This is a genomic window from Bartonella sp. MM97QHHN, assembly GCF_042194285.1.
Classification (GTDB): domain Bacteria; phylum Pseudomonadota; class Alphaproteobacteria; order Rhizobiales; family Rhizobiaceae; genus Bartonella.
Genome location: NZ_JBHIMS010000031.1, coordinates 118,364 through 142,786, shown reverse-complemented (window position 1 = coordinate 142,786; position 24,423 = coordinate 118,364). Strand labels below are relative to the sequence as shown.

General features: G+C 35.7%; 19 protein-coding genes, 1 tRNA gene and 1 pseudogene. 9 read left to right on the top strand and 12 right to left on the bottom strand.

Going from position 1 to position 24,423, the window contains the following annotated elements; genetic code table 11:
• A partial coding sequence (locus ACFIJW_RS01690; protein WP_375633058.1) for a DnaB-like helicase C-terminal domain-containing protein occupies window positions 1-160 on the top strand: 160 nt, incomplete at its 5' end.
• A gap of 194 nt (window positions 161-354) precedes the next feature.
• Here the strand turns inward: ACFIJW_RS01690 and ACFIJW_RS01685 are convergent.
• Window positions 355-431, bottom strand: a tRNA-Met gene (locus ACFIJW_RS01685).
• A gap of 164 nt (window positions 432-595) precedes the next feature.
• Here ACFIJW_RS01685 and ACFIJW_RS01680 point away from each other — a divergent pair.
• Window positions 596-1,552: a Gfo/Idh/MocA family protein gene (locus tag ACFIJW_RS01680; RefSeq protein WP_375633056.1), complete on the top strand. Its 957-nt coding sequence runs from the start codon at window positions 596-598 to the stop codon at window positions 1,550-1,552.
• A 49-nt stretch (window positions 1,553-1,601) separates the two neighbouring features.
• Window positions 1,602-2,720 carry a DegT/DnrJ/EryC1/StrS family aminotransferase gene (locus ACFIJW_RS01675; protein ID WP_375633048.1) on the top strand — a complete coding sequence of 373 codons (1,119 nt, stop codon included), beginning with the start codon at window positions 1,602-1,604 and terminating at the stop codon, window positions 2,718-2,720.
• A gap of 324 nt (window positions 2,721-3,044) precedes the next feature.
• Here the strand turns inward: ACFIJW_RS01675 and ACFIJW_RS01670 are convergent.
• Window positions 3,045-3,688: pseudogene (locus ACFIJW_RS01670) on the bottom strand (hypothetical protein).
• Window positions 3,689-3,715: 27 nt separating this feature from the next.
• On the bottom strand, window positions 3,716-4,312 hold the full coding sequence (locus ACFIJW_RS01665; RefSeq protein ID WP_375633046.1) for a DUF1134 domain-containing protein: 597 nt from the start codon (window positions 4,310-4,312) through the stop codon (window positions 3,716-3,718).
• Between the two features lie 214 nt (window positions 4,313-4,526).
• On the opposite strand from ACFIJW_RS01665, the gene chpT reads away from it, so the two are divergent.
• Window positions 4,527-5,165: a histidine phosphotransferase ChpT gene (gene chpT / locus ACFIJW_RS01660; RefSeq protein ID WP_375632317.1), complete on the top strand. Its 639-nt coding sequence runs from the start codon at window positions 4,527-4,529 to the stop codon at window positions 5,163-5,165.
• Window positions 5,166-5,389: 224 nt separating this feature from the next.
• Here chpT and ctrA read toward each other — a convergent pair whose 3' ends face one another.
• Window positions 5,390-6,091: a response regulator transcription factor CtrA gene (gene ctrA, locus ACFIJW_RS01655; RefSeq protein ID WP_273790819.1), complete on the bottom strand. Its 702-nt coding sequence runs from the start codon at window positions 6,089-6,091 to the stop codon at window positions 5,390-5,392.
• A 564-nt stretch (window positions 6,092-6,655) separates the two neighbouring features.
• On the opposite strand from ctrA, the gene ACFIJW_RS01650 reads away from it, so the two are divergent.
• Complete coding sequence (locus tag ACFIJW_RS01650; protein ID WP_375606932.1) at window positions 6,656-7,042, top strand: flagellar export protein FliJ; 387 nt, start codon at window positions 6,656-6,658, stop codon at window positions 7,040-7,042.
• Window positions 7,043-7,183: 141 nt separating this feature from the next.
• Here ACFIJW_RS01650 and ACFIJW_RS01645 read toward each other — a convergent pair whose 3' ends face one another.
• On the bottom strand, window positions 7,184-7,459 hold the full coding sequence (locus tag ACFIJW_RS01645; RefSeq protein ID WP_273790817.1) for a DUF1153 domain-containing protein: 276 nt from the start codon (window positions 7,457-7,459) through the stop codon (window positions 7,184-7,186).
• Between the two features lie 390 nt (window positions 7,460-7,849).
• On the opposite strand from ACFIJW_RS01645, the gene mnmA reads away from it, so the two are divergent.
• Window positions 7,850-9,073, top strand: a complete 1,224-nt coding sequence (mnmA, locus tag ACFIJW_RS01640) for a tRNA 2-thiouridine(34) synthase MnmA (protein WP_375633044.1) — start codon at window positions 7,850-7,852, stop codon at window positions 9,071-9,073.
• Window positions 9,074-9,347: 274 nt separating this feature from the next.
• On the opposite strand, the gene ACFIJW_RS01635 is transcribed toward mnmA, so the two are convergent.
• Window positions 9,348-10,157 carry a TrmH family RNA methyltransferase gene (locus ACFIJW_RS01635; protein ID WP_375633042.1) on the bottom strand — a complete coding sequence of 270 codons (810 nt, stop codon included), beginning with the start codon at window positions 10,155-10,157 and terminating at the stop codon, window positions 9,348-9,350.
• Between the two features lie 764 nt (window positions 10,158-10,921).
• On the opposite strand from ACFIJW_RS01635, the gene ACFIJW_RS01630 reads away from it, so the two are divergent.
• A complete protein-coding gene (locus ACFIJW_RS01630) occupies window positions 10,922-11,830 on the top strand; it encodes a cation diffusion facilitator family transporter (protein WP_375618193.1) in 909 nt (302 codons plus the stop codon).
• 716 nt (window positions 11,831-12,546) lie between these two features.
• Here ACFIJW_RS01630 and ACFIJW_RS01625 read toward each other — a convergent pair.
• A complete protein-coding gene (locus ACFIJW_RS01625) occupies window positions 12,547-13,386 on the bottom strand; it encodes a DUF1460 domain-containing protein (RefSeq protein ID WP_375618194.1) in 840 nt (279 codons plus the stop codon).
• 546 nt (window positions 13,387-13,932) lie between these two features.
• Between ACFIJW_RS01625 and ACFIJW_RS01620 the strand changes: the two genes are divergently transcribed.
• Window positions 13,933-15,153 carry an MFS transporter gene (locus ACFIJW_RS01620; RefSeq protein ID WP_375618195.1) on the top strand — a complete coding sequence of 407 codons (1,221 nt, stop codon included), beginning with the start codon at window positions 13,933-13,935 and terminating at the stop codon, window positions 15,151-15,153.
• 871 nt (window positions 15,154-16,024) lie between these two features.
• On the opposite strand, the gene carA is transcribed toward ACFIJW_RS01620, so the two are convergent.
• Window positions 16,025-17,221 carry a glutamine-hydrolyzing carbamoyl-phosphate synthase small subunit gene (gene carA / locus ACFIJW_RS01615; RefSeq protein WP_375633039.1) on the bottom strand — a complete coding sequence of 399 codons (1,197 nt, stop codon included), beginning with the start codon at window positions 17,219-17,221 and terminating at the stop codon, window positions 16,025-16,027.
• A gap of 259 nt (window positions 17,222-17,480) precedes the next feature.
• On the opposite strand from carA, the gene ACFIJW_RS01610 reads away from it, so the two are divergent.
• Window positions 17,481-17,933: a GatB/YqeY domain-containing protein gene (locus tag ACFIJW_RS01610; RefSeq protein ID WP_375609255.1), complete on the top strand. Its 453-nt coding sequence runs from the start codon at window positions 17,481-17,483 to the stop codon at window positions 17,931-17,933.
• Between the two features lie 675 nt (window positions 17,934-18,608).
• Here the strand turns inward: ACFIJW_RS01610 and ubiC are convergent.
• From ubiC to ACFIJW_RS01590, 4 genes are all read right to left on the bottom strand, one after another.
• Window positions 18,609-19,115, bottom strand: a complete 507-nt coding sequence (ubiC, locus tag ACFIJW_RS01605) for a chorismate lyase (protein WP_375633038.1) — start codon at window positions 19,113-19,115, stop codon at window positions 18,609-18,611.
• A 1,100-nt stretch (window positions 19,116-20,215) separates the two neighbouring features.
• On the bottom strand, window positions 20,216-20,467 hold the full coding sequence (locus ACFIJW_RS01600) for a GlsB/YeaQ/YmgE family stress response membrane protein (protein WP_375611967.1): 252 nt from the start codon (window positions 20,465-20,467) through the stop codon (window positions 20,216-20,218).
• Between the two features lie 858 nt (window positions 20,468-21,325).
• Window positions 21,326-23,017 (bottom strand): Na/Pi cotransporter family protein, encoded by a 1,692-nt coding sequence (locus tag ACFIJW_RS01595; protein WP_375633036.1) that lies wholly within the window; start codon window positions 23,015-23,017, stop codon window positions 21,326-21,328.
• 69 nt (window positions 23,018-23,086) lie between these two features.
• Complete coding sequence (locus ACFIJW_RS01590; protein ID WP_375633034.1) at window positions 23,087-24,304, bottom strand: mechanosensitive ion channel family protein; 1,218 nt, start codon at window positions 24,302-24,304, stop codon at window positions 23,087-23,089.
• Between the last annotated feature and the right edge of the window lie 119 nt (window positions 24,305-24,423).

The following is a 24,423-nucleotide window of genomic DNA, read 5'->3' as shown; positions in this document are numbered from 1 at the left end:
CAAAGAAGGCACCGCTGAGTATAGCAAATGGCAAGATGCAATGGAGCAAGCCAAGGGTAAAGCCGAGGTTATTATAGCAAAGCAACGCCATGGTCCGACAGGAATCGTCCCCCTTGCATTTCAATCCGACTTTACATGCTTTAGTGATTTGGAAAAATAGGAGCAGAAAAATGCGTTAAAGAGAGCTTTAAATACCCTTTGAAAGGTCTTTGAAGATCCTTTAAAACTCTTTGAGAAAAAATAAATTGGTACAAAACCTAGTGTCAAAATATACAAAACCTGCTGGCAAGCTACACCCGCTGGCAAGCTACACCCGCTGACAAGCTACAGCTACAAGCTACAACAAACAAGTAATGGTAGCGGAGGAGGGATTTGAACCCCCGACACAAGGATTATGATTCCTCTGCTCTAACCTACTGAGCTACTCCGCCAAAATAAGCAGTCATAATTGTCAATAATTACATCTTTTGCGGATATAAGGGGTAGAATAGTAAGATGTCAAGCATCGTTTTTAAGCTTTTCTCTTGTCATTCTATTTTATCCTCGATATGTAAAAGTGTAATTTTCATATGATAAAGTAAGGTAAGGCATGAAAATGGTGCCACGTGTAGCGGTTTTAGGATGCGGTCATTGGGGTGAAAATCATATACGGACACTCCACTCTCTCGGGGCTTTAGCAGCAGTTTCTGATATTGATAATGATCGTGCTGCTAGTTTTGCAACACTGTATGGTGTAGAGGTTGTTACACCAGATGATCTTTTTACGCATCGAGATATTGATGCGCTGGTATTAGCGTTGCCGCCACAATTGCATACGCAAAATGTGCTCCGTGCTGTTAAAAATGGTAAAGATGTTTTGGTGGAAAAACCAATAGCCTTGAATGTTTCTGATGCTAAACGCCAAGTTCAGGAGGCTGAGGCCTATGAGCGAGTTTTTATGGTGGGCCATATTTTGCGTTTTCATCCAGCTTTTGAAAAAATGTGTGAATTGGTGAAAAACGGAGATGTGGGAGATGTGCGATATATTTATTCTCATAGATTAGGCTTTGGAAAATTTCACACACACAGTGATGCTTTATGGGATCTTGCCCCTCATGATCTCTCAATGATTTTGGCGTTGACAGGATGTGAACCTTCCGAAATTCGCGGTGAGGGGGCTGCTGTCGTTGATCAGATTTCTGATTTTTCTCATATTCATATGATTTTTCCAAATGGCGTGCGTAGTCATCTTTTTACTTCACGCTTGAGTTCTTATCGTGAGAGGCGTTTAATTGTTGTTGGAACAAAGGCTATACTCGTTTTTGATGATATGGAACCGTGGAGTCGTAAATTGGCAATGCACTATTTTGCCGTTTGGAAAGAAAATCAAGAGTGGGCTTTTAGCATGGATGAGCTGAATTACATTGATGTTTGTGAAGATTTGCCGCTTACTTGCGAATTACGGCATTTCCTCCATTGTATTGAAACGCGTCAATCACCTCGTACAAATGGTGATGATGCTATTGCGGTTTTACGGATTTTAACAGCTGCTGATGTCAATTATGATAGATAAAAGAGATAGGTAGCGCTTTTGCATTCTTGTGATAATCAATGGAGTTAATATGCAATTCATCGACCTTGGGGCGCAGCGTGCGCGTATTGAAGATAAAATTAATTTTGCAATTGCGCATGTAGTCGCTAGTGGTAAGTATATTTTGGGGCCAAAAGTAACAGAATTTGAAGAGAAATTGGCAGAATATCTTGGCGTTAAACATGTGATTGCATGTGCTAATGGAACAGATGCTTTGAAGATGCCTCTTATGGCTAAAAATATTGGTCCAGGGGATGCTGTTTTTTGTCCTAGTTTTACATTTTCAGCAACGGCTGAAGTGGTTGCTTTGGTGGGGGCTAAACCTGTTTTTGTTGATGTTTTACCTGATACATTCAATATTGATGTTGAAAAACTTTCTCACGCTATCGAAATGGTAAAAAAAGAGGGACGTCTAAAGCCAAAAGCTATTATTGCCGTTGATTTATTTGGGCTTTCTGCTGACTATGTGCAAATTGCTCAAGTGGCTGCAAAGGAAAATCTTTTTATAATTGAAGATGCTGCTCAATCTATGGGGGGGAGAAGCGGTAATACTATGTGTGGTGCTTTTGGTGATGTGGCTGCTACAAGTTTTTATCCTGCAAAACCATTAGGATGTTATGGCGATGGAGGCGCTATGATGACCAATGATGATCATTTTGCAGAACTTTTACGCTCTATTTTGTTTCATGGTAAAGGTGAAACGCAATATGACAATGTACGTATTGGTATGAATTCGCGTCTAGATAGCATTCAGGCTGCAATTTTACTAGAAAAGTTTGCGATTTTTGAAGATGAAATGGAAAAGCGTGTGGAAATTGCTCAACGCTATTCCAATGGCTTAAGAGATATTGTTACAGTTCCAGAAATAGGAGAAAATATTCGTTCTGCTTATGCACAATATACGATTAAGGTAAAAGAACGGGATAAATTAAAAGATTTTTTACAAAAAAATTCTATCCCTACAATGATTTATTATAAAACTCCTTTACATCAACAGCCAGCTTATAAACACTTCCCTTATGTAAAAGATTCCCTTTCTGTTTCAGAGTCTTTAGGAGGGTGTGTTTTAAGTTTACCAATGCATCCTTACTTGACACAAACGGATCAGGATATGATTATCAAAAAAATAAGAGATTTTTATCACTCTTGAGAGCGTGTTTTTATCCTTAAAATTATGGTCAAAGCTTTATTGGTGATCCATCTTAGAAGGTATTTTTTGTTAGAGTGTGTGGCCAATGTTTTGGTATTATTTCCTTTCTAGGACCTATGAAATGTTGTCCTTTAGAGCGGTGATATGATTAGAAAGTGAAGCTTCTAGACAAGAAGATATTTTTTAACAGAACGGTATGGGCTAAGAAACTTTGTCCTTTAGCTTAGCAAAAAAGTCACGTTTAATAAAAAGGATTTAGGTTATGAAAGTTACAATGAACCTTTGTTGATTTTACTCTTCATTTAAGGTGTTTTAAAAGATAACTTATTTAACGGGGCTTTTGGAGAGAAAAGTTATTTTTTGGCGAATACGTGATGCTAGGTCATTTTTGCTTTTGGATTTTTGAATCAATGTGTTGATGGGTGATGTATTCCCCTCTTGTAGCGCTATTTGAGCTGCTAATGTTGCTGCAAGTTCTTTTGTTTCTTCTCGGAGTTCTTCTAGCAATTGGTGGTTAGCGGTCGTGTCCAGCTCATGAGTTTGAATTTTTTGTAAGCGTTGCTGATAGTGTGCGACTTTTTCACGCATCATTTGTCTTTCCTTTGGAAGTGTGTAGTGTGGCGATATTTTGTTTGATTGCTATCGGCTTCTTTGGTGAGAGTATCTTTTGTGGGGAGGCATAGCCGATAAAACTGTTCTGTTACTTGGCTCAGTTGTATTTTTTGTTGGACATATTTTTTTTGCAAAAATTCGTACTTTTGTTGGTTGTTTGCTAATTCTACAGCATGTTGTGCACGAAGAAAATCGTGATTTGCTTCTATTTCCGCGAGTGATAATGGCATTTTCGCACAAACATCTTTATACGCAAAATGAACGGCTTTACGCCAAATAAAAGGAGATAAAAGCACCAGTAACCAGGAAGTGAAAGCAACTCCAAGTATAAAAAAAAGAAATGATTGAATAAGCATAATACCCCTTTTCAAATAAGAATACGTTTAAAACGGATTCCATGTCGGTCTATGTGTTAATTTTAAATATCCTATATTGATACCAAGGCGTGCGCCGACTCCTGTACGTATTGGGATTAACAGGGTATTATGGTATTTTAGGACATGAAAACCAACACCTGCAATTAAATAGGCCGAACCTGAAATACCACCATAGCGTCTCCATAAATTATTTATGCCATTAAGATTGTAAACTAAGATCATTAAACGGGAGCCTTGGCCGCCAAAATCCCATCCTACTGAGGGACCTTGCCAAAAAACTTTATGTTGACCATAGCTTTTGGTAAAAACTATTCCTTCGCCATAGGTTAATCCAGCAAAAAAGGCACCAGAAGCTTCTTCTCCTAAAATATAGGCATTGGGATAACCGTATTTTGAAAAAATATTTTGAATTGCAACAGCCAGACCACTAGCTGTTTTTCCAAAAAAAATATGACCAGAATCAATAATTTCTTGGAGTGAATAATGAGGTTCGTTTTGCTCTATTGGTTTTAGTCGAGCTTGTGTAGTGTTTATGGTGATGAATAAAAGGAAGATTAAAGATATAATATTTTTGTACCAGTATTTGAGCAGAGAGAGAGCCATGGAGTTTTCTCCTTTTATTAGTGATAAACAAAAAGATAATATTAGAATTTTCATTCTATTCAAATAAAAAATAAGATATAAGGTTATTTAAATTCTTGAATTTATTTCTGAATTTTTTAGCATGATTGTTAATGTTTCCTATTATGCATCAGATGTTAAGAGTTTTTCTTTAAAATAAAGTTTGTTTTTTTGAATCTAGGAGTTTTCAATCATTATGACGTTAGATATTTCTTTGAAGCCTATGGATCTTGCTGCTTTGCTTTGTAGTCGTATTTGCCATGATTTGATTTCACCTGTGGGGGCTATTCAAAATGCAATGGAGCTTTATGATGAAGGAGGAGCTGAAGAAGATGCTTTACAATTGGTGCGTTTATCCGTTGCGAGTGCTGCTGCACGTCTACAATTTGCGCGATTGGCTTTTGGTTTTGCTGGTGCAAGCGGAGGACAAATAGATACACGGACTGCAGAGCAGGTTGCTCAACAATATATGAAAGAAGAAAAAGCAACTTTAAAATGGCAAGCTTCTTCTTTATTGTTAGAAAAAGATGAAGTTAAACTTTTGCTTAATTTATTATTGATTGCAAACGCAACAGTTTCTCGTGGTGGTGAAATTGTTGTTATGATTTTGCAAGAAGAAAATAAACGTTCTTTTCGATTTGAGGTTTTCGGTAGAACTCTCCGTATCCCCCCTCATTTTCTTGCGTTATTTCGTGGAGAAGTTCAAGAAGAGCTTATTGATGCACATGTCATCCAATTTTATTACACAATGTTACTTGCTCAGATGACAGAGATGAAAATAAATATTGATGAAAGTGATGGTTGTATTGTTTTAGAAAGTGTAAAAAAGCTTTGAATAAGAGAGAAGCGCTTAAACTGTGTTGGGAAAAGTGGCTTCGATTGAACTTATGAGCGATAAGGTTATATGTGTAAATTGGGTGTGGTTACTTCTTAAGCTTTAAGCGCTTTCTATATGAGATTTTTAGTGTGCGAGTTCTCTACTTTTAATAGAGAAAAGATCTCGGGGAAAAAATCTCGGCCCGCTACACTCCGAGATTTTACAATGTGCATATTCACTGCTTAAGCGGTTTTTCGTACGTTCTCTTCAACTGGATCACGTAATACATAACCACGTCCCCAAACTGTATCAATGTAATTTACACTGGAAGAGACTGCTTCCAATTTTTTCCGCAATTTACAGATAAAAACATCGATAATCTTTAGTTCTGGTTCATCCATTCCACCATAGAGATGATTGAGAAACATTTCCTTGGTAAGGGTGGTGCCTTTGCGTAAAGAGAGAAGCTCTAACATTTGGTATTCTTTACCGGTTAAATGAACAGGGCGCCCTGCAACTTCGACAGTTTTTGTGTCAAGGTTAACGGTGAGATCTCCGGTAACAATAACCGATTGTGCATGTCCTTTTGAACGACGAACAACTGCATGGATACGTGCAATGAGCTCATCCTTATGAAAAGGCTTCGTCATATAGTCGTCTGCTCCAAAGCCAAAACCACGAACCTTATCTTCAATGGCATTCATACCAGAAAGGATTAGGACAGGAGTTTTTATTTTTGCCAACCTTAGAGTCCGCAAGACATCATACCCTGACATGTCAGGCAAATTCAGATCAAGCAAAATGATATCATAATCATAGAGTTTTCCTAAATCGATACCTTCTTCACCCAGATCAGTGATATAAACATTAAAGTTAGCCGACTTTAACATCAACTCAATGCTTTGAGTAACTGCTCTATCATCTTCAATTAATAATACGCGCATTTTAGATCCCTCACTTTGCTCCTTCACGAATCATAAGGAGCATTTCTATTTTATATCAGTTAGCAAAACCACTGTTATAAAAACAATTCATTAAATCAAACACTTATAACAAAGCGTTTATGAACATTTCAGTAGTACGCGTAACAATCACTACTAAATTCCCCACTATCCATGATAGTGGTTAACAAAATATTGTTATTTTTGAAAGAGGCTACAAAATTATTTTAGAAAAATCCTATATTTTTTAACATAATAAAAAAGGAGGGCTTTTTCTATAAACTTTAACTTAAAAAAATTTGTAAAAGAGCTTTATAAATTACTTTTTTACAATTTCAGTGTTTATTTACTGAGCTTTAAACCTCTTCAGTTTATAATAGGGGAAAAGTTAAAGAAATAGTTATTGCTCTATTAAAGCAGATTGTATTTTCAGATGCTTTAATGAAAGGCAAAAATTATTATAATTTCAAGTTAATAGACTGTTTTTGTCGGATAGATATATAACTAAAAGATATTTATTGGGTGTGAATGCGAGTTTTGAGTTGGCGCAATCAAGGAGTAGTGAGTATGAAGCCACGAGAAAATATGGTGCGATTAAGGATGTTTCAAGTGCGTGGAAAGCGCCGTGAAATTGCACAGCTTGAGATGATGATCGCAGAATTTGAACGAATGGTGTTAGAGTTGGAAGCACAGATTACTCATGAAGAACGTAAATCTGGAAACAATGATGTTCACCATTTTGCTTATTCTGCTTTTGCGCGTGCAGCGCGGCAAAGACGTGATAATCTGATCAATTCAATTCGTGATTTAGAACTTCAAAAAACAAATGCTGAAATTGCTCTCCATGAAGCTAATACAGAGCTGCAACGTGCACAGCTTTTGGAAGCACGAGAAAAGAAGATTGCTGCGGATGATAAGGATATTTTGATTCAATCTAATTCAATGGTTGGCTAATTTAATGGCTGGATGATAAAAGCAATTATTGAAAAATCCATTCTTTCAGGTTTATCTTTTGGATATAGTATAAAACAGCCAAACTTTTATCAAGTTTGGCTGTTTTATAGATTGCTTTATGTTTTATTAATCAATGGCAACTTAATGCCTGTAGTGTTGAATCTTGGTCGTTCGTAATCCCGCTAAACCGTGTTCATCGATTAAACTTTGCCATGAAAGAAATTCTTCTACAGTCAAAGTATAACGGTGGCACGCTTCGTCAAGACTTAACAATCCACCTCTGACAGCCGCAACAACTTCAGCTTTGCGACGAATCACCCAGCGCCGTGTTGTTTGCGGCGGTAGGTCGGCAATTGTAAGCGGACTTCCATCTGGCCCAATAACATATTTCATTTGTGTTTTTATCAAGTTGCTCATTCGTATCCTCTACCTTTAGTCAAGGACTTGATTCGTTTATAGAGCATGAAATTTAAAAAAGAGCTAAAAGCGCTGAAAGAAAAAATTAATAAAGTGATTGGGTATGTAAAAAGAAGCTCAAGTTGAAGTGTGTAGAAGAGATTCTTGCAATATTTTACTGGATTTTTCAAAAGAGAAAAAAGGATTTCTCCTAAACGATTACCATTATGCCTTATTTCCATCATTCTTTTTTTGTTTGCAGCAGCTCTTAAGAAAGTAATGCCTGTGGTTGTGGAAAGGATAAAAAAATAATATAAAGACAATCAATCATGTAAAAGTGCTAAAGAGCGTGCATCAGAATGTCAACATATGGGTAGCCATTAAACAGAGCATTAAATAGAGAATGAATACATGTTTTTAAACAGTCTTGATTTACCAGGGCAACCTGAGGATTCTCGCATTGTTGTTGCAATGTCGGGAGGGGTTGATTCATCGGTTGTTGCAGGTCTTTTGAAAAAGGAAGGGTATAATGTTATTGGCATTACGTTGCAGCTTTATGATCATGGGGAAGCAACGCATCGGGTGGGGGCGTGTTGTGCAGGACAAGATATTGAGGATGCACGCCGCGTTGCAGAAACACTAGGAATACCGCATTATGTTCTTGATTATGAAAAGCGCTTTCGCGAAGCTGTTATTGATCCTTTTGCAGAAAGTTATGCTCATGGAGAGACCCCAGTACCATGTATTGCATGTAATCAAACGGTTAAGTTTGCTGATTTATTAGCAACGGCACGCGAATTGGGGGCAGATGCTTTGGCTACGGGACATTATATTCGTTCGCGTTCCCACGGAGCGCATCGAGCACTCTTTCGTCCTCTCGATAATGATCGTGATCAGAGTTATTTTCTCTTTGCAACGACACAAGAACAGATTGATTATTTGCGTTTTCCACTTGGTAACCTTCCAAAAGCCCGCGTTCGTGAAATGGCAGCAGAAATGGGCTTTGTGGTTGCCAATAAGCATGATAGTCAGGATATTTGTTTTGTTCCACAAGGAAAATATTCAGATGTTATCGCAAAACTGCGTCCAGAAGCAGCTAATCCTGGCGTTATTGTCCATATTGATGGAAAGATTTTAGGTAAACATTCGGGAATTGTTAATTATACGGTTGGTCAACGTCGTGGTATTGGGGTGTCAACGGGTGAAGCGCTTTATGTGGTTTATCTCGATGTGGAAAATGCACGTGTTATTGTTGGACCGCGTGAAATGTTAGAAACGCATAAGCTTTTTTTACGTGATGTGAATTGGCTTGGTGATGAGTCGTTAGATAATTTCCCTTCTCAAGGTATTGAGGTGGCTGTAAAGGTGCGTTCAACGCGTCCTCCTCATCTTGCGCGCTTACATTATAAAGAAGGTATTTTTTCCGTTGATTTATTGGAATGTGAAAATGGTGTGGCACCAGGGCAAGCTTGCGTTCTTTATGATGGAAATGGTCATGAGGCGCGTATTCTTGGGGGAGGATTTGTAACACATTCAGAACGTGCAGCCGATACTGAAATGATGTTGAAGCGCGTTTTATGCAATCTCGAAACAAAAGATTCTGTTTCCTCAGAACTAAAAACAACAGCTTTATAAAGCATAGTAAATTGATTTAATGATATCTTTAACCTTAAACTTGAATGAGAGACTTCCGGAAGATTTTCTCATTGAAAGTTTGTTTTATGATTGAATCCATCAACATTATATCTTCTGCACGTCATAAGTGGGGTTAGGGTGTGGAAAGTGATGAAAAAAATGTAAAAATGTTTTTTATCAATGCTTTCAAAGGCTAGGGAACGGCAATATTATTGGAGACTGGTAGATAACACACAACATTAGGTATGTTCTATAACTTGAAGTGTTATCATCTTTAGTGGTCAAAGTTGGTAAAATGAGCAAGTGCAATACCTGAGGCTGTGGCAACATTAAGGCTGTCAAAACCGTCAGTCATGGGAATACGTAAGGTGTTTGATTGTTGTAGTATATGGGGTGGTAAGCCATCGCCTTCTGTTCCAAAAATAAGTGCCATTCTTTTGGTTTTGTTGGCTTGTTTGAGAGTGTGTGAGGCAGAAGGGGAGAGTGCATAAAGATGAAAGTTTTCATCGTTTAGAGCAGCTATAATGTCATCTATATCAGCGTTTTGTGTATAGGGTACTTTTAAAGCAGCACCGGCAGAAACTCTTATTGATTTGCGATAAAGTGGATCGCATGAGGTTTTGTCGACAATAATGCCATTACTGGCAAAGGCTGCTGCATTACGAAAAATTGATCCCATATTATCGTGATTCGAGATACCACATAAAACAAGAATCAAAGCTTTTTCTGGAAGATATTGTAAAAAACTTTGTAAAGATGGCAGTATTTTGCGTTTACCAATACCCAGAACACCACGATGAACATGGAAACCGGTGATATTATCCATAACTTTTTGTGGAACGCAATAAATGGGACATAGGGGCTGTGTTTTTTCTAAAAGCGGTAGAAGTCCAGAGAGACGGTTTGCTAAGATAAGCAGTGAGATGGCAGAAAACTCTTTTGAGTGCAGTAATGCGGACAAAGTTACTTTGCTTTCAGCAATAAATTGATGTTGCCGTCCAACAAGATCTTTTTCACGGATATTATGATAGGCTTTTAGGCGTGGATCATCTGTTTCATTGATTGTTGTGATATTCAAATGCATGCGAGATTTTTAGTGCTTTTTTCTTATGATTTCCAGATGTTAGAATTTTTTTATTTTAAAAGAAGAGATAAAAAAATACTTTTTTAAAACTTATGGTAGAATTTATGTTGACAATATACAACCATAGGTATAATGTGAAAATACTGATACGGAATCATATATTTTTCTCGTATCGGGTGCAGTGTCTTGGGTCCCCGCTATTTCCCAAGTTCTGTATGCCCTTAATTTCTAAGGGAAAAGAATCTGGGTCCCCAATGCCCAGATTCTTTTTTTTGAGGGTAATCATTGTTCTTCATTTCTATATCTAAATTTTTTAGTAAATCATATTTTAAAATCCAGTTGACCTGTAAGGTTACAGTAGAGTGCTAAGATATTTTTTCTAAGGTGCAAAGATGGCTTATAGATGGGTTATAATGCACATCATAAGACTAAAAAAATGCATGATTATGATAGATTTGAGCAAAAACAAGTTTTTCGTTTATGAGAAGTGAGATGGCTTTAAGTTATTCAGAAAACGATTAATAATGAAGGTTATGTGTTTGATTGCTCTTGGGAAAGCTCTTCTTTCTATTATTTTCTCTCTTCTTTATTTATTGGTGCTGTTCGTGTAACTGAGCAGTTTTTACGATAATAATGGTGAGCTGAAGCGTTTATTGTATGATGAAGCTTCTGTAATATTGAGGAAAGATCGTCGTTATGCCAAAAGTATAATGATATGGTTGAAAATATTAATTCCCTATTTCGTGAAGAAAAGGATGAGGTTCATGGATGTAAAAATCAATATACAAAGCTTAACTTTATACTCTATTTTTATTGCGTGTATTGTTTTTGCTTTGAAATATTGGGCATATCACATCACAGGTTCGGTTGCACTTTATTCTGATGCATTGGAATCAATCGTTAATATCCTTGCATCATTGGCAGCATGGTGGGCTGTTAAAGTGAGTATGAAGCCAGCAGATCATGATCATCCCTTTGGGCATCATAAAGCGGAATATTTTTCCGCAATTCTTGAAGGGGTACTCATTATTATTGCGGCAATTGTTATTTTAAGAGAAGCATGGATAGCTCTTTCTACCGTTAAATTGTTGCAGAAACCTGGAATATGGCTTGCTATTCATCTTATTGCAACTGTCATAAACTGTATGTGGGGAATGGTTCTTATTGGGCAGGGAAAACTCCATCGCTCACCGGCTCTTAAAGCTGATGGAGTACATTTTATAACTGATGTTTTTACGTCTCTTGCAATTTTAATTGGTTTGATTGCTGGTTTTGTCGGAGGATGGGGAGCTTTAGATCCAATTTTAGCGATAATCGTTGCTGTTAATATTCTCTTACAGGGCTGGAAGGTGATTAGAAATGCTGTTCAGGGATTAATGGATGTTGGCGTTGAATTGAATGAAAGCATGCGGATTCGGGAGCTGATTTCTGCAAATGCATCGGGTGCGCTTGAGGTCCATGATTTGCGGACGCGTGTTGCTGGGAGGGTTACTTTTATAGAGTTTCATTTGGTTGTGCCTGCTATAATGCAGGTAGGAGAAGCACATAAAATTTGTGATAAAATCGAAGCTGTTCTTCAAAAAGAATTTGATAATGTGCGTATTTCTATTCATGTCGAGCCTGAAGATGAGGCAAAATTGCCTCCTGGTACAACGGTGATCCCTTTTATATAAAAAGATTTTTTCAATTGGGTTGTCATGTTACGAACATTAATTTTTTACGGTGTGGCAACTCATATCTCTTGAAAATACGATGATGCTCTTTTGTTGATTGTATTTTTGCATCAATAAAGGGGAAGATTAAACAAAGTCTCTTAAGGCAAGATTTATTCTGTTATCGTACACTGTCATTTAAGGTGTGGTGAGATAAGACCTATAAAATTTGATCTCTTAAGCATTTTTTGAGTGCGCGGTCAATGCCGAGAAGTAAGGCTTGCTGGTGGCATTTAATTGAATTACATGAAATGGTTATCCGCTGAAATTGGCTTAAGAAGATGTATTGTTTACGGGGCTGTCAAGAATAGATCTCTTGTTTTTGAGAGCGAGAGGAAATAGAGCTTAATTATAAATTTTATATAAAATACTTTGTGAGACAATAATCATAACATACCTTATTTTACTTATGCTTGCAAAAAATATTTTTTATATTCATAAAGATTAGAATGGCGGTGGTCTATAGATAATTCTTAGCTCGAGCATATGAAAAGAAAGTATGATACAAGAAATAACAGAGTTTTGCTTGCCTTCAGCTTTCAGTCAGTAAAGGTAATTATAACCGCCATTCTTCAAATATGATTTTATCCGTGTAGATTATACAAAGTTAGACGTTTATCTGAATAGCTTCAGTATATCTATTAAGAATAGAAAAGCTATTTCATATCGCTATGATGTTATTCAAGGGCTCTTAAAACGACGATTCCTGGTGTTTTTGCAACATAATCCATAAAAGGGGTATCGACGACTTTTTCATTTTCTTTGTGTGAAGGAGCATGTCGTAACATCGGCCCTTTATCTGTCATGATAAAGAAACTCACATGTGTTACATCCAATCCAGCAAGTTTTGCATAAATGCCAATGAAATCCCCTGATTTTAAACGGCTTATAACCTCTTCATTAATAAAGTTACTTGGAATATACGTTATTGTGCGTTTCACAACTGGAAGTCCAGGAAGATAGCTTTCACCATCAGCTTTTTTGTTTAGATATTTTTCTATTTTTACCGCATGGGGACTTATTTCAGCGGTAATATCAGTGGCGAGTTTATATTCTCTATAAGCCCAATCCGTAAAAAAATGTTTCCGATTTAAAAAATCAACATTACCGTTAATATAACGCGTTTTTATGACGTTATTTATGAATTCTGTTTGGGATGTTGATTTGCGCAATGCTTCAACATAATCCATACAAGTGAAGTTATCTAAGCTTCTAAAATCAATAATCAGTTTTTCTGGTGTATTTTCTGAGCCATGTAACATATTAGCTTTGTAAGGTGTTCCTAAAAAAGCTTCAGAAAGAAAGTCAATCATGGCTCCTTTTTCGTGATCATTTATTTCTGAACGTTTTTTGAGAAGAGCATTTAATTTATTTAAAGTATAGGGATCTAGCTCTACGCTGGTTGTTTGTTGTGTTTCTATTTTATTTTCTATCCCCCCCTCTTGTGAATAAGAATTTTGGACATCACGTCCTATCACTAACATTAAAGTGAGAATTAATAGGGATATTTTTTGCATTTTATACACCATTTTTAAATTTAACAGTTCACGCACAACACGTACTAAAAGAACTGTTTTCTCATGCTTATTAGATTTGAATGTAATAATAACATATAATATTGATTGATTCAATAAATATAATCAGTTTTTACAGTATTAATATATTTTTATGATGATTATTAAATATTTAAATTATTATATGTTATTGATTTATCTAATAGAGTTGATGTTTTAAAAATTAGCAGTATCATAAGTGGTAATAATGTATTATAAAATTAATCATAATATCTATAAAATTATTTTGATATTCTATGTCTTACGAGGAATTGTTAATGATTTATTCTCATAAGTATTTTTTCATTTAATATAAAATATATTTTTTATAATTTGATAATTATATATCAAGTAAAAATAATTTTATATTTTTATCTTGACTCTTTTTGTAATTTTTAATTTGTTATTATTTTGTATGTGAAAAGTATAGGTTATAGAGTACTTTTAAAAGGAAACGGGAGTTAAAAGAGAGCGGGGGAGTCATTGTATGCGTAAAATAGTGTGTATGTTATGCAAGACCAAATGCTCAATCCGAAATTTGTTCAGCGTGGGCTCATTTTAGTGTTCATCACTTTATTGTTAGATATTCTTTGTATTGCGATCATTTGTCCTGTTTTGCCTGAATATTTTTCTCAATTAACTGGAAAAGAGGTCAGTACATCTTTTGTAGAAAGAGGAAAATTACTTGCAGCTTATTCAGTGATGCAGTTTTTGTTTGCTCCTGTTATTGGCAATCTCTCTGATCGTTATGGTCGTCGTCCTATTTTGCTTCTCTCTATTATCTGCTTTGCTCTTGATAATCTCATATGTGCTATAGCATGGAGCTATTCTATGTTATTTATCGGACGTCTTTTGTCAGGGATAAGTGGCGCTAGTTTTGCAACTTGTACAGCTTATCTTGCGGATATATCCGATGATAAAACCCGTACACGCAATTTTGGTTTGTTAGGCATTGCATCCGCATTGGGGTTTATTTTAGGATCGTTTATTGGTGGTTTTTTAGGTCAGTTTGGTCCGCGTATTCCGTTTTATTTTGCTGCTGGTTTTTCTCTCATTAATTTTATTTTTTCTTGGGTTATGCTTCCAGAAACCCTTTCTTTATGGAATAGGCGCTTTTTTGATATTAAGCGGGCAAATCCCTTAGGTGCTTTTTGGCATCTGAAACAATACCCGATGGTTCTTTGGGTGTTATTGGTCTTTTTTCTTTATTGGTTTGCGGAATCTGTATGGTTAAGCATTTGGGCTTTCATTGCAAAAGAACGCTATGATTGGAGTTCTTTTTCTATTGGACTCTCCTATAGTGTTTTTGGGATAGGCCAATTTATTGTAGTCGCTCTCATTTTGCCTTATTTTTCTAAACGATGGAGTGATTGGCATATTGTTATAGTGGGGCTTTTGTTTGCCTCTGTTGCTATGCTGGGCTATACATTCGCGACGCAGGGGTGGATGGTATATATGGTTTGTGTGTGTACTATGCTTGAGTATCTTGTTCATGCACCTATACGTGCTATTGCTTCAGCGCAGGTACCGACAAATGTACAAGGAGAACTGCAAGGAGCGATGACATCTGTTATTTCGTTGAGTTTAACATTTGGTTCTGTTTTTTATGTGTTTCTTTTTGAATGTTTTACAGATAAAAATGCACTGTTTTATTTTTCTGGTGCTCCTTTTGTTGGAGGCTTTTTTCTTCTTGTTGTTGCGACAGTTATTTTTGTCTTGCGGGTACGTTAATTTATTGAGAGGGGCTGGTACGTACTATTTTGCTAGAGAATGCACAAGATAAACAAAATGTATCATTTTATAGGCAGAAAGTTTTTTGTGATATTTATTTCACAAAGTGTTGTATAGAATATCGATATATCCTTCTCATTTAGTGAAAATAATTTTTTTATTTTGTGATATTGTTTGTAGAGGGGGAGTCCGTATTTTTTCTATTGCTTGCAAATTAATATCCAGTGCTAATGCAGCAGCATATTGAAAACAAAGATTAAAACGTATCTGAGTTAGATGTATCAGTATTGTATGAACAATTCCAAATTTTATATGGCAAATTGGAAGTAAAATATTGCTTATATTTGTTGGCATCACTTCTGGAATCGAAAGAAAACCTCATTTTGGAAGAATATAAAGTTGTAAAATTGAAAAGATGTTTTCTGTTTTGCTATTACTTTTTTATTCGGCTTTACAGTTTTCAAAACCATCTACGGCAATATCTTTTAAAAAGTAGAGATTTGTTGCATTGTCTCACACTTTAATTTTTTTTATTCTTTAGGAGGAGTTATGCTTCTCATGCACAATAGAATGCTTAAAATTGTATTGTGAATCAAATGCTTATTTGAAGTTTAGACACTTTACTCTTTTTAAAAATAGTTTTTATCGATACACTTACCTTGCTTGGGGGGAGAAGCCAATGATTTTGATGGATACGACCTTAAGAGAAGAGGAGGGAGAAAAATTTAAGTTATTCAGTGCGCTCTTTTTAGTTTTAGAATGATCAATAAGAATATTTATTCAATAAGTTGTAGGTATAAAAATAATATAATTGTGCGTAGGAAAATGATATAATTTAAAGGAGAGAAGTTAAAAGGTGAGGCTTTTTATTTTAAGATATTTTTTTATAATTCATAATGAGATCACTAAAATGCTGAAAGAGGTAGTGGCTATCTTGTGGTCCCGGAGAAGCTTCAGGGTGATATTGAACAGAAAAAACAGGTTTTCCAATGATTCGAATACCACAGTTTGAGCCATCAAAGAGAGAAATATGTGTTTCTTGAACATGTTGTGGTAAAGAGGAAGAATCTACGGCAAAACCGTGATTCATCGATACAATCTCAACTTTTCCAGTGTTAAGGTCTTTAACTGGGTGGTTGGCACCATGATGTCCTTGGTGCATTTTCACGGTCATTGCACCAACCGTAAGAGCGAGAAGTTGATGACCAAGACATATTCCAAAAATTGGTAAATTATGATCAATTAATGTTTTGATTGTTGGAATGGCATATTGAGCCGTAGCTGCGGGGTCTCCTGGTCCATTAGAAAGAAAAACGCCATCAGGGTTCATTGCCAGAATTTCTTTTGCAGTTGTGTGGGCAGGCACAACAGTAATGCGGGCTTTTTGTGTTGCCATAAGGCGAAGAATATTACGTTTAATACCGTAGTCAATTGCAATGATATGAAGATTGTGCACATTGTTTGTACCGTATCCTTTATTCCAACTCCATGGTTTTTCATCCCATTGCATTGAAGATTGAGATGTCACATCTTTCGTAAGGTCAAGATTGACGAGACCGTGCCATTTTTGCGCACGTTTCTTTAAAGAAGGAATATCAAAATTTCCATTAGCATCATGTGCAATGACAGCATTTTGTGCACCTTTTTCACGAATAAGAATTGTGAGTGCACGTGTATCAATACCACAAAGTGCAATAATTTTACGCATTTTAAGCCATTGATGAAGATTTTCATTGGCACGATAATTTGAAGGATTTGTAATATCTGCCTTGAAAATAGCGCCAACAGCACCATGACAATTGAGAGGAGAGAGATCTTCAATATCTTCGCTATTTGCCCCTACATTTCCTATATGAGGAAAAGTAAAATTAACGATTTGTTGTGTGTATGACGGGTCTGTGAGGATTTCTTCATAGCCTGTGATGGCGGTGTTAAAACACACTTCAGCTTCAGCGATACCTGTAGCACCTGCTCCTTTGCCTTCAATAACGGTTCCATCTGCTAAGACTAAGAGGGCTGTAGGTTTTTTGATACTCCAAGGGTGGCTGGGTGAAGTCGCTTGTATCATAGTATGTATCCACAATTTATTCTCTGAAAGGTATAATGATCAACTTTACACAAAAATCATACCTTTAGCAGATGCTGTGTATATTATTCTGGTAACGTTTTGCTTGAATTAGGCAGTATAAGTACATTCCATGAAGAGGTAAAGTCTTGTTTTAGCTTTTCGAAGATCGAGTCCTTAATTATTTTTTTTATCCTCCATTGCAAGATGGATAAAGATTGGTTAAAAGGCATCTTCTTCTTGAACAAAATTGGATAAATTTATGTTGCGTAACCAGATTGATGGGGCTCTTAGGGCTGCTTTGAAAGCGCAAGATAGTGCGCGTCTTGCTACACTTCGTTTAATGAATGCTGCAGTTAGGGATCGTGATATTCTTTATTATGATGAGGGGAAGCTAGAAGTGGATGATCAGCAGATACAGTCTGTTTTCACTAAAATGCTTCAACAGCGTGAAGAATTGATGCGAGCCTATAAAGAGTCTGGTTGTTTGGAATTGGCAGAGAGAGGACAAGCAGAAATAGAAGTTATTCGTGAATTTCTTCCCTATCAACTTAAGGAGATGGAAGTAGAACAGGTTCTTTGTGAAGCTTTGGCACAAACAAAGGCTGAAAAATTACGCGATATCGGTAAGGTGATGGCATGGCTTAAGGAACGGTATGCGGGGCAAATGAATTTTTCTAAAGTGTGCAATAGTCTTCGTAAGAAATTGCAATAGATCTTGTTAATTCAAGGGGATTGGAAAATATTTTTTATTGTGCGTCGCCTTTGTAAGTCAGTAGAATGTTGATAAATTTCATTTATTTGTACACACATACTATTATAAAAAAAATAACTTTTTGATATCAACGAAACTTTTTGGGCTCTCATAGAGCAATGAAACATCTTTTATGTATTATATTTTCTGTTTTTCAAAGCTGTTAGACCATTAAAAAACAAAAGTATTATAGAGTTTTTACTTTTTTAAAAAGATCTATTGTCAGCACTGTTAAAAATTTTAAAATAGGATGATTAAGGTAATTGATACAGATTTCCAATTTTGGGGAGTGTATTATTGTCTTTTTTGCTGTTTCAAAGTATTTTTTTGATAAAAAGTTTCCGTATTTTAGAGTGGTGATTATTCAGCAAGAAATTTAAATATAGATGGTTTTATCAATATGGTGTGTATCTTTTTAATTCAAGTGCTGGTTTTAATGATAAGAAAATCAAAACTTTAAAACGTTTTTTCTAGGGAAGAGATTTTTAAGTTGAGTTTATGAAATAAAAAGATCTTTTGAAAAGAAGTCTCTGTTTGTAATGTGTTCTTGAGATAATTTTGAAATTCTTTTCTCTGATTAAATCCCTTATAAGCTATATAAAATCTATAAATTATGCAGAATAAAATGAGTAACCTCTATTTGTGGGGATACAGTGGTGAATCTGTTAAAAATAGTTCAGTTAGCAATAATGGCTTACCCGTTAACCACAAACGGGAACGGCGTGCCCATAGTGCACCTTGTTGACCAATATGAATGTAATCGCGGGTTAATTTGTCATTGTTAAATAAATAATGTCCTAGAGGTACAGTTCCCAAATGCATTAAGGCTTGATTGTGTAGGAGGGTTTCTTGTGGAATTACAGTGCGTCCAAGGAGCCAAGGTTTATTATCTCCCATTAATATGACTTCACGTAGCCAATAACGCGCACTTTCGGGGAGATGCTCTGCTTCTTCTGTTAATTTATCTCGCGTAATAAAACATTCGCGTTGTGGTTGAACTTGGAGGCAGGTACAATATTTCTTTAATCGAAGCGTCATTGAGCCCGATTCCATGAGCCAATCGCGAACGTTTTCTGGTATTGGAGGACTTTGATCAGAAAACCACTTTAGAGGTGGTAAGATGGAATCTTCAAGATCAGACATCGTTTTACTCCACAGCTAAAGTCTTATTCCATATGTTATGTTGGGTTAAATAGATAGCTCTATTGTAATACAAGGAGTATAAAAGCAGCAAGATTTTAACAGGAAGATATCAAAGGGAAAATCGAAAGCAAAGGTCTTTAAAAGAAGATATGCAGGAAGTATATATTATAGGATTATTTTCATTTAAAAAAGCAAAATAAAGTATTATGTTTTGTTCAAGGCGCTTTCACAATGCGTTACGGAAATTTCTTTATCGCATGAGAGCAATGGGAAAAATGTTTCGTACTTTAAAATTCGTTTGTAACGCATATAAAGAAGAGCTAAAAATTCATCTATGCAAGATGATATAAAGAGGAAGTTTTAAGAGGAACAAAACTTTATTTTATACTTTAGAAAGTGAAGAGATATTCAAAACTTTTGAATTGAGATGTAAAGGAGATCGTATTCTTTATAATCAAGAAGTTTATATTAATGAATATACTTTTTAAAACGTTTAAATATATTATATTATTAAAATTGTGAAGTATTACTTTATATTACAGGGTATTTAGTAATTTTATAATAAAGTTTGCATTAATATTATTTCATATTTATTTTATATACTATTTTATTTCACATATTAGAGAAAAATTATTTATCATTTTGTGCTTACCTTCTCTTTCTTATTTCTTAAGAATGTAAAAAAGCGCTTCGAGTTTTTCGGTAAAAAGGGTATTGTTGATAGAGTGTATAGGTGTTAAGCATTATACGGTAAAATCTTTAATCATCGTTAGTGATTTTTGTAACCTTATGGGTTGTTATTACAGTGAGATAAGCTGGATTTGCGCACGTGGTACAAAAATAATTCGTATTTTGTTAAAGTAACGCAACATATCTCTCCTGCTATGCGTAAGTTTATATAGGTATGAAATGGTGCGTTATAAAGTTCTTTACTGCATTTGGTTTTATAATACGGTGATGGTGTATGCCTAAAATCGCAGCTTAAGCATCTCACCATCATATCAAAATTGGTAACAACAAGTTACAGGGGAATATTTCAAACTCTGCTAGTTGTTTCCTAGTTTTGTATTGAATCCCAAAAGGTGTAAAAAATAAATACTCTATGATCGAATTTTTTGTCCTATCCATATAAGAATACAGGCTCCTATAAAACCTGAAATAAGATAGCCAAGCCAACCAGCAAAACTTACACCTAAAAGACTAAAAAGAAAGCTTGCTAGCGCAGCGCCAATAATCCCTAAGATAATATTTAACAATATTCCTGTTTGGCTTTTCATAATATACTGTGCAGCCCAACCGGCAATCCCGCCGATAATAATAGCTGCAATCCAGCCGATGTTTGCATTTTCCATGATACCCTCCTTTGCCTGAATTTAAATTGTAACTAGAGTAAACTTTGTAAAAATCAAGGTTTATTCCTTTTTTACCCAGTGGAAAGGATATTTCTGTTAGAGATTTTACTTGTTAATTTCCTTTATATTAAAATAATACTCACATTTATATTATATATAATACTTAATAAGTATAAATTATATAATACATTTTAATTTATAAATAAATAAATTAATTGATAAATATTGAATAAAAGAAGAAAATATTAGTAGAAATGTTCTAAGAACTCATAAAGTGTATTTATAAGCTTTTTAAGCTCTCTCTTAAATTAAAAAAACAATTGTGATTAAAGTAATAAGTAAAATGGATATTTAAAAGTTTGGAGCTTGCCAATTGATATCAATGATGTTTGAAATGAAAACTGTTTCGTTGACACGTTATAGCATGGCTGTATAGGTTGAACCTCTACCAATCTTGATATAAACGTTGCATTTTTGTGGGGTTTTGTATTCCTTATAGAGTATTTCTGTTTCGCTGCTACTGTGAAGCGGTTCCCTTTTTACAAGGCGGGTTTAAGTTAGAACTATCATACTCTTGACCTATTCTTTATGTGTTTAACAGTTTTGGCTTTGATATGGTTAGGCATTTTTACGTCTTTCTTCAAGAGTTCTATTCTACATGCTGCTTTGTTTGTAATGTGCAAGCAAATGACTTTGAGCAATTCATCATGAATAGATTTTAAATGAAAGAAACTTACGATGAAGAAAGCTCATTTAAATTGTCGAATAATAAGATATTTTGATTAAATCAATATCTTGACCATATTCAAAATTGAATAATCGATGTGATGTGTGTTTTATTCAAGTTATTTGAAAAGTTTAAGTTTTTTCTGCTTGTTCTTCAGCAGGGTTGCGTAGACGAGAACTTTGAAGAAGTCCCTGTTCTTCTAAAATGGGGTAGATCATTGAGGTCAAAAGAGAGTTGATTTGTTTGAGGTCGCGCACAGTGTCGAGATGAAGACTGGATGATTCTACATTTTTGAGATCCCCTTCACGCAGACGTTTAAAATGTTTTAAACTCATCTCTTTTTCTAAGTTTCGTAGTTGATCTTTTTTTTGTACCAATAGGTGTGCAGTGTGTGTATCACGTGAGACGAGAACGTTAAATGCTATATGCGCGTTGGCTAGTACAATGGCGTGGAAACGAAGGAGGTCACTCCAGCCCTCGCTGCTGAACTGTAAACCTTTTTGTTGTTTCTTTTTAACCAGCATCAACATATTATGAATAATGATATCGCCTGCTTGGTCTAATTTTATACAGGCGCCTAGAAGTTCTTGCGTTTGAAGAGCTTCTTCGTCAGATAATTTTTGTCCCGCTAATCGGGCCAGATAAAGTTTGATGGCGATATGTTTTTTGTCCAATATGGTGTTGAGTTGGTTGAGTTCACGAATAATATTGGGATCAGGCTTTTCATAAAGTCCCATAATTTTTTCTAGCATGATGTCTACAAGATCACAAATATGAATGACTTCACGCATGACATTCGAGAGGGCGAGAGTTGGGCGATCAAGAACACTGTCATCAAGAGCTGTTTGATCAGATAAATTGAGCCTTTTGTCGGCTTGCATTTTTTTTGCACTTATATTCACGATCTGAGTGGTTAATTTTAAAACCCATTTTGAAAGCGGTATTCCAGCAAGGAGAATGAAAACATTAAAAATGATATGGGCGTTGATCACTTGAGTAGGGGCGTTATTGCCAAGCCATGTGATGGGAGGGTGAAAGGAGAGAAATAAGATAAGTATAAGGATTGACCCTGCCCCACGCATGAGTAAATTTCCTAAGGGAACGAGGCGGGTATTAGGAGAGGCGTTGCGCGTTAAAAGTGGTGCTATAAGAGAAGAGCCAAAGTTGACACCAAGAACCATGACAACACAGAGTTGCGTATGGATAAGATCGTAGTTGGCAAAATTGACCAGCAAAATGATTCCTGCAATGGACGAATGTAAGAGGTAGGTTAAGCCAGCAGCCAACAAAAAAGTGGAAATAGGATCGGTTGAAAGATAACGAATGATGCTAGGCAAAATTTCGCTTTCACGTAAAGGTTCTGTCGCGGTACTTATCATCTCTAAAGATAAAATCAAAAGACCAATACCGATGACAATACGTCCTATTTGACGCCATTCACGTTTTTCTGTTGTCATGAAGATACAAGTGCCAATTAAAAGACACAAGGGTACAACAAGAGTGAGGTCATAGGTGAGAATTTTTACAACGATTGCTGATCCTAATTCTCCTCCACGTACAGCCATAAGTCCTGCTACCCCAGAGACAAAACCAGATTCAACGAAAGAGCCAACGAGGAGTGTTATTGCTGTAGAGCTTTGTAAAATCATTGCTGTAAAAAGCCCAAAACTTACGGCAAACAATGGTTTTGAAACGACGTGGCACATTTTATATTTAAGTCTGTCACCATAGGCGCGTTCAACTCCTGTGCGCACCATGCGTGTGGCCCAGAGAAGTAAAGAAATAGCGCCGGCAAGATGAAGGAGTACCAATGAACCATTCATGATACTTTATTCTTTCTTTGTTGTTGTGAATGTGGTTGCCTCAAATTAATAAATTGAAGTTTATTGTTTTTATTTCACTTTTGCTTTTAATACTTGATTAAAATCATAACCGCTTGGATTTTGAAAAACTTTTAGACCGAAACAGGGTAGAATGGAATAGAGGTGATCAAAGATATCGCCTTGAATTTGTTCATAGTCGATCCAAACGGTGGTGTTCGTAAAGCAATAGATTTCTAAGGGTAAACCATTTTCTGTAGGAGGTAATTGTCGTGCCATATAGGTCATATTAGGGTTGATGTTTAGATGCTGTTGTAGATAAGCAAAAACATAAGCACGAAAAGTTCCAATGTTGGTTAAACGGCGCGTATTGGCTAAGATATCATGATTTTTATCTAATTGAGCATTCCATTGATCAATTTCTGCTACTTTTTGCGTGAAATAATTTTCTAATAAATTAAATCGGGAAAGATATTTTTGTTCTTCTTTTGTGAGAAAATGGATACTTGATTGATCAATAAAAAGAGAGCGTTTGATGCGTCTTCCACCCGATTCTTGCATTCCACGCCAATTTTTAAAAGGGTCGGTCACAAGTTTGCGGATAGGAACTGAGGTGATGGTGTTGTCGAAATTTTGAACTTTAACAGTATGCAAGGCAATTTCAATAACATCACCATCGGCACCGAGATTGGGGATTTCAATCCAATCCCCAACACGAACCATATCAGTGGATGAAATTTGAATACCGGCAACGAGAGAAAGAAGCGTATCTTGAAAAATTAACATGAGAACCGCGGCCATTGCACCAAGACCGGAGAAGAGAATAAGAGGGGAGCGGTCAATCAATGTAGCGACCATTAAAATTGTTGCCACAGCAAAAAGTGCAATTTTAGCAATTTGAATATAACCTTTTATTGGTTTTAGTCGTGCTGTTGGTCGTTGTTCGTAAAGGATGTTAATGACATTGAGACAGGAAGAAATTGTCAGGACGACAAAGAAGATAATGAAGGCGTTGGCAACATTACCAATGACAGTGCTAAATGCATCGGGCAATGTTGAGATAAAATTAACACCAATTGAAAGAATAAAAGCTGAAATGATATCCGCTATGTATTGAATAGCATTATTAATATCGATCGTTGTATTTTTGGGGAGAAAAGAAGAGAGTTTTTTTGCTCCGTGAATAAGTAATTTTCGTCCTAGAAAGTTCACTAAAAGGGCAGCTATAGTAAGAATAACAAGCCAAGAAATAGCCTCTAACCACGGATATTGAGCAATAAATTCGATCACTTTTTATTCTCCATTTCTAAAAATATATGCAGTTGAGGGGTTAAAATTTTACAACTGCTTAAGAGGAAGTATTGGAATTATGCTCTAAAGTCGTTAAATATGCAAAAAAGAATTTTCAA